Annotated in this window: 8 protein-coding genes and 1 pseudogene; 1 reads left to right on the forward strand and 8 read right to left on the reverse strand. The window is 47.6% G+C overall.

All coding sequences use genetic code 11. The features are described from left to right. The 7 genes from LDL35_RS02945 to LDL35_RS02975 all read right to left on the reverse strand — a co-directional run. The coding region (locus tag LDL35_RS02945; RefSeq protein ID WP_304019333.1) for an RNA methyltransferase at nt 1–570 on the reverse strand (570 nt) is incomplete at its 3' end. A 3-nt stretch (nt 571–573) separates the two neighbouring features. Then, on the reverse strand, nt 574–1,260 hold the full coding sequence (locus LDL35_RS02950; protein WP_304019334.1) for a phosphoglycerol geranylgeranyltransferase: 687 nt from the start codon (nt 1,258–1,260) through the stop codon (nt 574–576). 70 nt (nt 1,261–1,330) lie between these two features. Beyond that, nucleotides 1,331–4,126 carry a DNA topoisomerase I gene (locus LDL35_RS02955; protein ID WP_304019336.1) on the reverse strand — a complete coding sequence of 932 codons (2,796 nt, stop codon included), beginning with the start codon at nt 4,124–4,126 and terminating at the stop codon, nt 1,331–1,333. Between the two features lie 4 nt (nt 4,127–4,130). Next, nucleotides 4,131–5,555, reverse strand: coding sequence for an Asp-tRNA(Asn)/Glu-tRNA(Gln) amidotransferase subunit GatB (gene gatB / locus LDL35_RS02960; RefSeq protein WP_304019337.1), 1,425 nt, complete (start codon nt 5,553–5,555; stop codon nt 4,131–4,133). Then, nucleotides 5,555–6,850, reverse strand: coding sequence for an Asp-tRNA(Asn)/Glu-tRNA(Gln) amidotransferase subunit GatA (gene gatA / locus LDL35_RS02965; protein WP_304019339.1), 1,296 nt, complete (start codon nt 6,848–6,850; stop codon nt 5,555–5,557). The genes gatB and gatA overlap by 1 nt, the downstream gene beginning before the upstream one ends. Nucleotide 6,851: 1 nt before the next feature. Then, nucleotides 6,852–7,121, reverse strand: coding sequence for an Asp-tRNA(Asn)/Glu-tRNA(Gln) amidotransferase subunit GatC (gatC, locus tag LDL35_RS02970; protein ID WP_011448043.1), 270 nt, complete (start codon nt 7,119–7,121; stop codon nt 6,852–6,854). Nucleotides 7,122–7,128: 7 nt separating this feature from the next. Beyond that, nucleotides 7,129–8,148, reverse strand: a complete 1,020-nt coding sequence (locus tag LDL35_RS02975) for an asparagine synthase C-terminal domain-containing protein (protein WP_304019346.1) — start codon at nt 8,146–8,148, stop codon at nt 7,129–7,131. Between the two features lie 109 nt (nt 8,149–8,257). Here LDL35_RS02975 and LDL35_RS02980 point away from each other — a divergent pair, with 109 nt between their 5' ends. After that, nucleotides 8,258–9,295: a glycoside hydrolase family 26 protein gene (locus LDL35_RS02980; protein WP_304019347.1), complete on the forward strand. Its 1,038-nt coding sequence runs from the start codon at nt 8,258–8,260 to the stop codon at nt 9,293–9,295. A gap of 78 nt (nt 9,296–9,373) precedes the next feature. Here LDL35_RS02980 and LDL35_RS02985 read toward each other — a convergent pair. Further along, nucleotides 9,374–10,000, reverse strand: a pseudogene (locus LDL35_RS02985) (phosphopyruvate hydratase); the annotation flags it as partial.

Here is a 10,000-nt window from a genome sequence, read left to right on the forward strand (position 1 = left end):
CCCCGGATGATCCACAAGGTCCAGATACTGATCGATATGCTCATATAGATGATTCATCTCTTCTACTGTCGCCAGGGGGATGACTGCTTTTGGAAGATTTGCCAGTTCATAACAGATGACTCCGACAGCATGAGAGAGATTGATAATAGGATAGAGAGGTGATGTCGGAATGGTGCAGATAATATCTGCCCGTCTCACCTCTTCATTTGAAAGACCCCAGTTTTCACGCCCGAAGAGGATTGATATCGTCCCATCAAGATCTTCTATAAGATCCCTGAGCTCTTTGGGAGAATAAAAGGGCATTCGGGTCGGATGACAGGCAGAATAAGAGAGGGATCCGGTTGTGGCGATCACCCGGTGCGAGGTTGCACATACCTCATCTAGTGTCATCACAGTTGCTTGGTTCAGTACATCATCTGCATGTGAAGCCCGGATTTTGGCTTCATTTCCGAGGGTACAGGGATTGATGAGGATGAGATCGGTAAATCCGAAATTTTTCATCACCCTGGCGGCAAATCCTACATTTCCCTCATATAGCGGTTCGACAAGGACAATCCGTATATGGGGCATTGATCACTGTACGGCCTGGACGGTCTCAAGAAGGGTCTTTACACCCTTATCATAGACTGCATTTCCAACAACTATCGTGTCTGCATATTTTGCCATCTCTGCAGCCTTCTCTGCGGAGTCGATGCCACCGCCATAGTAAAGAACTGCATGATCGATAGCCTCGCCGGCCCGTTTTACAATGTCAGGATTTCCATACATACCGCTGTATTCAATATACACAATCGGAAATTTAAAGTAATGATCAGCGATGGAAGCATATGCGGCCACTTCTTCGGCAGAAATGCCGCAGTCTGCCCCCGTAACACGGCCCACTGCTGAGTTTGGATTTAATACAATGTATGCTTCGGGAATGACCTTTTCCCAGATGATGTCAGGATTCATTGCCCAGTCACGGTGTTTACCGACAATCCACCGGGCATCAGAGGTGTTCATAACACTTGCAACATACAACAGATCGATGCCATGAAAAATTACTGATTCAGGTCCGGCTGGTTCAACAACAAGCGGAAGCCCGTATTCTTTTACCTGGTCACGAAGCTGTGACATGTTGTCTTTGGTAATATTGAGCGTGCCTGAAAGGATGAGGGCATCTGTTCCACTTGTTGCAATTTCTGCTATCTCATCTTCGGTAAGATGTTTGTCCGGGTCAAGCTTGGTAACATGAGCCCAGGTCTTCCATTTTGTATGCATATATGCCTGTCCTCAAAAGTGCTGTACAGCTTCATTATTTCTGACTGAAAAACATTCGGGAGATCGGGGATCATACCCCTGCTGCAGCCTGCAGTTTTTTCAGATGATCTTTTGACATGCCACCTGATTTAGCAACCTTAACCGGATCTGCAGAGATAAGGGATTTTTTATCAAATATGCCGGCCCGATACAGGTGCTCAAGGGTAGACTCCCCGACTCCGGGAAGGGAAGTAAGTTCAATTTTCCCTGATTCAAATGCTTTTTTCGATATCTTTACCGGATCCGGCTTTCCTAATGACTGAGCAATCAGGGTTACATGCTTTCCAACCGTCTCAATAGAGATGCCGGTCTTGAATGCAAGGTATACCGGATGAGCAGAGGCAATATCTTCCGGAGTTAAAAATCCGGCTTCCTGATACCGCTTCAGGGATACAGCAGGAATGCCCATATCTTTCAGCTGGTTTTTCGCAACCAGGGAGATGGCTTCAGTCTTTAATGTCTTTGCTTCTTCTTCAGAAAGCCCGGTCTTTTTGAGGGATTCAATAGTGGCCGATGCAATGTCTCCGATGCAGTCTATCCCTGACTCGGTAAAGCCATTCATGACCTTTGTATGACTCCGGCCACGTTTTGGAGGAACAAACTGTTTCATGAACTTTTTACATTCCGATCTTCTCCGGATGAGATCAAGAACGTCATTTGCTTCATGAATTAACGTTTCAGCCTGCTTTTTCGTGATTCCAAGCTTTTTCGTCAGAACTGCAGGCTCAAATTTCGAGAGTTCATACAATGAAAAAATCTTTGCATCAAGAAGTTTCTGCTGAAGTGCCTCGGTCATCGCAGGCATCTTCGCATAGTGCTCTTTCTGCTGCTCGATAAGCTGACAGAGTGGACATCCCATATCCCACGGCCGGGCACCTTTTGCGATAAGACTGACGTGGAAGAGATTATGAACCTCACAGACCTTTTTTGTCCTGACCGCTGATCCCCACATCGTCCCTGGAAGAGAGATGTTGCAAGTACAGTCCGGATACCCATTACACCCGATAAATTGAGAACCGCCCTTCCGACGTATACGAAGATCCTTCCCGCACACCGGGCATGGTCCGATGGTCAGCTCTTCATCGGTCTGACCCATAATCTCCTGGCCGATGACTGCCTCATTTGGTTCCAGTTCATCAAATACCTGATGCAGCATCTTTCTGGAATCATCAACCACTCCGTCACGGGATGTATTTCTAACCTTGATAGCCTCCATCGCCTGTTCAAGCTTCTGGGTCATATCAGGTCTGGTGATGGTTGAAGCATGCGCTTCCAGTGATTCAGTCACTGCTTTCCCGACAAGTGTTGGCCTGAGTGGATTTCCTTCGATATATTTGCGGGAGATGAGCTTTTGGATCACTTCATGCCTGGTGGATTTTGTTCCAAGACCCAGTTCTTCCATCACCTGGATAAGTTTACTCTGTGAATACCGCGGTGGTGGCTGCGTCTGCTTCTCTTCAAGGTTCAGATCCTGTATCTTCAGTTTTTCTCCCTTTTTGACTACCGGGAGGATGGAATCTTTCGCCTCTGAATACGGGTAGACCGTCCTCCATCCGGGTTCGGTGAGACGGGAGCCGGTTGCAACATAATTTTGTCCGGTTGCATCCATCCCGATCCGCATGGTAGCCCACTCGGCATCTGGTGACAGGGTTGCAAGGAACCTGCGCACTACCAGTTCATACAATTTCCAGTTCTCACCCAGCTGCTCTTCGGTCGCAATACCTGTCGGATGGATTGGAGGGTGATCGGTTGAGGACTTCTTCCCTTCGGTCGGTTTGGCCCGCCTGTTCTTCCTGACCCAAGCAACATCCTGGGCAAATTTTGTCTTTTCAAGCGTGGTCAGAATACTGTCAAGGTTCAGGGATGGAGGATAGATGGTATTGTCTGTACGGGGATATGAGATAAATCCGTTCATATAGAGTTCTTCTGCAACCCGCATTGCATTTGCTGCAGAATACCCGATCCGTGCAGCAGCAACGATAAACTGGGTTGTATCAAACGGAGTCGGAGCCCGGTCTACCCGTTTTCCTTCCTTGACTTCGGTAACAACAAGCGGATCCTTTGTCCCGGCATATGCGGCATCTGCTGCTTTCTTGTCAGTAAACCGGCCTTCTGCATGACGTGCAACAATAGACTGACCATCTTTCTCAGTTGTCAGGGAGATCTCCCAGTAGGGTTCGGGAATAAAAGACTCAATCTCTCTCTCCCGGTCAACAATCATTGCGAGTGTTGGTGACTGGACACGTCCCACCGAAAGGATGTTTCCTCCACCCCGTTTTGCAGCCAGGCTGATAAACCTGGTAAGTGATGCTCCCCAGATGAGATCAACAACCTGCCGGGCTTCTCCTGCCGCTGCAAGATCAAAATCCAGATCACTTGGTTCTGAAAAGGCACGGTTGATCTCTTCTTTGGTAATCGCTGAAAACCGTGCACGATCAATAGGCACTTTCGGGTTGACTGCCCGGACCAGCTCATATGCCTCCTTCCCGATAAGTTCCCCTTCGGTATCAAAATCAGTGGCTATGGTGACACGGTTTGCCTTTTTGGCAATTTTTTGGATCAATTTTACAATAGCAGGTTCAGTAGGACGTTTTATGGTCTCTGCATCGATTAATGACCGGGGAGGTCGTTCTTGTGAGCGCCAGTTGGTATACCCTTCAACGAAATCGACCTCAACCACATGGCCACGAAGTCCGATTGAAATCTTGTCTCCAAATGTGTATACATTCACCCCGCCCTCCTTTTTTGCCGAAACTTTATCCTTTCCGGAAAGGATCTGTGCTATCCGGTTTGCGGCAATATTTTTTTCGGCAATAATCAGATGCATGATATCAGACCTTCTTATCCAGAATCTCTTTGAGAAGCGTATTCAGATGTCCGGGATCTGCACGGCCCCGGCATTTTTTCATGACCTGTCCGACAAGGAAATTTAGGGCCTGCATCTTTCCGGCATAGTAATCATTGACTGCTGCCTGCTGCTCGGCTATCACTTCCTGTATCAGTGCTGTAACCTGATCACCACTGGTCTTTGCAAGTCCCAGCCGGCTCACTATCTCCTGGGGGCGCTCTGGTTTTTTACCATCTTTAACCGCATCAAGTATCAGCCGGAGTATCTCCACCGCAGACTTGTCAGTAATAGTGTCGGATTTTATAAGAGTGAGGAGTTCACGGAAGAGATCTGCAGGCATTGCATCGATGGAAAAGTCACGGTAATTGAGCTCTCCAAGCAGATAGTCTGCGGTCCACGTGGCAGCAAGGGCAGGATCTTCCGATGCAACCGCTTCATAAAACTCTGCAAGTTTGAGACCGCCGGTCAGGGTTTTTGCATGCTCCGGTGAGACGCCGTACTGTGAAATAAACCGTTCCCTGCGTGCATCTGGAAGCTCAGGAAGTTCAATTGCATCAACCCATGATGCAACCCTCAGGGGGAGGAGATCTGGTTCAGGGAAGTACCGATAATCATTCTCCTCTTCTTTTGAACGGGATGACGTCGTCACTCCCCGTGCCTCGACAAAGTGTCTGGTCTCGCGTGTAACTGTCTGACCACGCCTGAGCAGATTCCGCTGCCTGGTTACTTCAAAGGTGAGTGCTTTTTCCACACCTTTATAGGACGAGATATTCTTAACCTCAACCCGTTCTGATCCCTTCAGTGATATGTTTGCATCAACACGAAGAGATCCTTCCTTTTCCGAGTCAAACACATTGAGATATTCAAGAGTAGCCCGGAGTTTGTTCAAAAATTTCCTGGCTTCCTTTGGAGACCGGAGATCAGGTTCGGTGACAATCTCAATAAGCGGGATGCCTGCACGGTTGTAATCAACAAGAGTATATTTTCCCCGATCAGTAGTTCCCATATGGACAGAACGTCCGGGATCCTCCTCTAGATGTATTCTGGTAATCCGGACCTCTTTCTCCCCATTATCACCGTCAATCAGAAGTTTTCCCCATTCTGCAAGGGGTTTGTCGTACTGGGTGATCTGGTATGCTTTGTTCAGATCAGGATAAAAATAGTTCTTTCTTGAGAATTCCGATTCATCCCTGATGGTACAGTTGAGCGCTTTTCCAACCTTCAGTGCAAATTCTATGGCCCGCTTGTTCACCATCGGCATACTACCTGGTAGACCAAGACAGACAGGGCAGGTGTGAGTGTTCGGTTCGTTGTCACGAAAATCCGTTGAACAACTACAGAACATCTTGGACTTCGTGTTCAGCTGACAATGGATCTCAAGACCGATGATCGTCTCCAGGTCCTCCATTATGCTCCTCCCTGTTCATAGGCATAGGCAGTGTCAATAATCCGCTCATCTTCAAAATATCGTCCGATAAGCTGCAGTCCGATCGGCATATTGTTTACTTTTCCACATGGCACAGACAAAGCAGGAACTCCTGCCAGGTTTGCCGGGACGGTCAGGATATCGGAGAGGTACATCTGCAAAGGGTCACTCTTCTCCCCAAGCTTAAATGCAATATCAGGCATAGTGGGGCCGGCAATTACATCTACATCCCTGAATATTCGTTCAAAGTCATCCCTGACCATCTGCCGGGCAGTCTGGGCTTTCTGGTAGTACCTGCCATAGTACCCGGCTGCAAGTGAGAATGTCCCCAGAATGATACGACGGCGGACTTCTTTTCCAAACCCGGCTTTTCTCTGATCAGAGTAGGCATCATGCCAGCTCTTCAGTGTCCCGACAGCAGGACCATACCTTACGCCATCAAACCGGGCCAGATTACTGGATGCTTCACTGGTACAGGTGACATAGTATGCTGATAAGGCATATTTCATCGAGGGTATGGTGCATGGTACTGCCGTTGCGCCCATCGACTCAAGCGAATCAATTGCCTGCCTGACTACTTCAGCAACTTTTGGATTTACACCCTCGCCAAAGAACTCATCAGGCACTCCAATCTTCAGACCCTTGATGTCTGATACCGGAGTATGTGAGTAAGGTTTATCAACCGAGGTGGCATCACGCGAATCATGGCCGGTAATGACCGAATAGAGGTTTGAAAGTGTATTGACATCCCGTGCCATCGGTCCAATCTGCTCAAGAGAGTTCGCATACGCAATAAGACCAAAACGGGAGACTCTCCCATAGGTCGGTTTTAATCCGACAATACCACAAAAAGCTGCAGGACACCTGATTGAACCACCGGTATCTGAACCAATGGCACAGTCAACAAGACCGGCTGCAACGGCTGCAGCAGATCCTCCTGATGAACCACCAGGAACCCGCTGATGATCGAGCGGATTTAATGTCGGGCCATAGGCACTGTTCTCAGTGGTTGTACCCATACCAAACTCATCCATATTGGTCTTCCCGACAATTGCTGCCCCGGCATTTTTAAGCAGTGTGACCACATGGGCATCATAGGGGGGGATATACCCTTTCAATATTTTGGAAGCGCAGGTGGTTTCAATTCCTTTTGTTGATATATTGTCCTTCACCGCAACAGTGACCCCGGAGAGCGGCCCGTCACCATAGGTAACTTCAGGAATGGTGGTAATAAATGCATGAACAGAATCATCCGGATGAAATGAAAGTGTCTTCACGTCACATCACCCGTGGTGCTTTAAAGTACCCTTTTTCTGTCTGACCTGCATTCTGCAGGGCTTCCTCCTGGGACAAGGAGGGAAGAACTTCATCGTCACGAAGAATATTATATCGTTCACGGATAAGCGGCTGATTCTGATCCAGGGTATCAAGAACGGCAAAATATTCAAGAATACCTGAACACTGGTTCGTAAATTCATTTATTTCGGAATCATCAATGCCGACATCAGCGAGTTTTGCGATTTTTCTGACGTCTTCAGCGGTAACCATTGTACGTTTACGTCCTCCTTATATGTGTAATGAAATCTGAAACAGAACTGTGATAACCATTCTGCCGGGCAATCCGTTTTATCTCTTTCCAGATCCCGGTCCCATACTGCATTGCCTTTTTATCATAATATGCGAATGATTCAGGCAGATACAGTCTGGCAACTTCCCGAAGTGGTTTTTTTCGGACACCTCCCGTAACCCGGTCACGAGGGGGTATTGCCTGTGCAGCGCATACAACCCTGATATCAAGATATGGCATTGACAGGTACGCACCCATGGATCCTGCAATACTCTGATCCCGGCATCCCTGACGGGCAAGAGAAGCAAAGTCACGGGCAAAGACCTCTTCCAGGAGATGATCCGGAGTATTTAGGTACCTGGCATATCCTCCAAAGACCTCATCTGCTCCCTGACCGGTCAGAATTCTTTCATAACCGAGGGTTTGTGCTGTTTCTGCAACAAAAAACAGAGTTGTTCCTATGGCTACATCAACCGGGTTTGGATCATCAATGAGGGAGATAACAACCGGAAGAACTGCTGCAATATCCTCCGGAGAAATCGTCCTTATGTGTAAGGGAAGATCAAGAGCTTGTGCAACAGAAGTAGCCTGCCTGATATCATGGCAATCTTCCATGCCTACCACAAGACAGGGGCGTCTTGCGATTGCTGCTACCAAAGCAGAATCCACACCGCCGGACAGAGCAGTAATACCTGAATCTGATCTCAGCTCAACAGCAGTCCTGATCGCATCAACAAGGGGAAGGCATGGACAGTATGGTTCTACTAAACCCGAAACAGAACCATTGCAGATGATTGTCCCGGCCGGACACGGACCCTGAATAATACCAAAATGATCCCGTGCAACACATGAATCATATTCCAGATAGAATTCTCCACCAAAGCGTGTGACAATATGAGGATCCTCTGATATTTTTTGAATGATTTCTTCATGAGATAACGGTATCCCATCCAGCTCGATCCAACCGGTCAGATGCATACGTCTCAGGAGGTGAGCTACACACCTCATAAATGTGATCTGAATACCTCTTCCACCACCCGGTCAAGTTGAGACAGACTTTTACCATATCAATATATATACCTCCAACAGGTTTGTGGATATGAATGGGGGAGTAATTATGAAATGGGGACCAGGATTGATTATAATCCTTACTTTGTTCTGTTCAACTGCGTCAGCTTTGCCCCCGGGTTTTTGCCTGGGAGAGGAAGGAGGCCTTGCGCTGGGGGTTTTTGCTCCTGAAAAATCTCCATCAGGAGAAGAACATATCCTTCTGGATGAAATTCAGGCGTTCAGGGAAAAAACCGGAAGTCCTTTGGCAATTGGTGTATTTTCAGATGAATGGATGAATGACCGGAAATTTCCTGCAGAAAATGCAAAAACCCTGCGCAATGAAGGAATGATCCCCTATATCAGGTTCATGATGCGAAGCTCTGATATACCATACCAGAAAGAACCGGTTTATACACTCAGCAACATTGCACTGGGTAAATTTGACGGGGAACTCAGATCCTGGGCCAGGGAAGCCAGATCTTTTGGTTCACCGATCCTTATTGAATATGGTACTGAAATAAACCAGTGGAACTATCCCTGGAACGGATACTGGAATGGTAACCAGAAGGGCCAGGATTTATTCAAAGATGCATACCGCCACATTATTCGTATTATGCGGGAAGAGGGGGCATCAAATCTTATCTGGATTTATCATGTAAATGCAGAGAGTCAGCCAGCAGATGAATGGAATAATATGACCTCGTATTATCCGGGAGATGACTATTGTGACCTTGTGGCAGTATCGCTGTTTGGAACCAAAAAACCCTTTGAGACCGGAACAAAACAATTCAGCGACGCTATGGATAGTACTTTATCAACCCTGAAGGGAGGGGGGATCCAAAAGCCCATCCTGCTCATCACCGGGACAGATGTGCAGAGCAGATTTGAGGATCCTGCTACGTTTGTATCAGATATTCTCTCATCACTTTCCGGACAGACCTGGCCTGATATCAAGGGCCTTATCTGGCTCAATGCTGCCTGGAAGAATGATAATAATCCACTTCACGATACTTCGATGAGATTACAGGATAATGCGACGGTGGCAGCTGCATTCAAATCAGGTCTGCAGTCTGTCCAGATCCAGGGTCGTCTGACCTGTTCATAATTTATCCATCCCATGCACAACTGCGGACTATCCCCCCTCCTTTCTTCTGACTGCAGAGCCCTGATCCTTGGAAGGTTTCTATAGGTGCCTGATCTCCCGTTTCTTTCCTGCGTAAGTTGCATGGGAGCCGAGTTCTTCATGAATTCTCATGAGCTGGTTATATTTTTCTACTCGTTCTCCCCTGCATGGAGCTCCGGTTTTAATCTGGCCGGTGCCGAGACTTACCGTAAGATCCGCAATGAAGGAATCCACAGTCTCTCCACTCCGGTGCGATATCATTGAACTCCACCCGGCATTTCGCGCCATAGTAACTGCGGATATTGTCTCCGTGACGGTCCCTATCTGGTTCAGTTTGATGAGGACGGCATTCGCTGCCTTTTCTGAAATACCACGTGAAATACGTTTCGTATTCGTCACAAAAATGTCATCTCCGACCAGCTGGACCTTCTTTCCGATAACTTTTGTCATCGCAATCCACCCATTCCAGTCATCTTCAGAAAGCCCGTCTTCAATGGAGATGATCGGATATACTGAGAGCAGATCCTCGTAATATCCTGTCATCTCTTCGGATGAGAGTCTCTTTCCTTCACTCTTCAATTCATATACACCATCTGAATAAAACTCACTCGACGCAGGATCAAGTGCAAGTGCGATATCTTTCCCTGGTTTATATCCGGCCATCTCAATTGCTTCGGTTATAAAATC

The organism is Methanospirillum hungatei (assembly GCF_020216685.1).
GTDB lineage: Archaea > Halobacteriota > Methanomicrobia > Methanomicrobiales > Methanospirillaceae > Methanospirillum > Methanospirillum hungatei_B.